A 318-nucleotide genomic window follows, 5' to 3' on the forward strand; every position below is an offset into this window, starting at 1 on the left:
CGAATGTCGATGCCTGTGCCGCGAGGTCGCGCGTCGTTTGCGCGAGGGCGTCGCAGATTTCCTGCTGACGGCCGGCGCTGTGCACGCCAGCACGCTGCCATTCATCGCCCAGCTTCGCGGCCATCGCGGCCAGCGAATCGTTCCATGCGGACAGACGTGCTTCATCGCGTGCGGCCAGTTGCGATTGCAGGCCGGTGTGCGACTCGCGGATCGTCGTCAGCAGATCGTTCGAGCGTTGTTCGAATGTCGATGCCTGTGCCGCGAGGTCGCGCGTCGTTTGCGCGAGGGCGTCGCAGATTTCCTGCTGACGGCCGGCGC

Annotated in this window: 1 pseudogene; it reads right to left on the reverse strand. The window is 66.4% G+C overall.

The window, feature by feature from the left end:
- Positions 1-318 (reverse strand): annotated as a pseudogene (locus tag H0X95_RS35830) (DUF802 domain-containing protein); the annotation flags it as partial.

It is taken from the genome of Burkholderia sp. 9779_493, from assembly GCF_015712215.1.
Classification (GTDB): domain Bacteria; phylum Pseudomonadota; class Gammaproteobacteria; order Burkholderiales; family Burkholderiaceae; genus Burkholderia; species Burkholderia cenocepacia.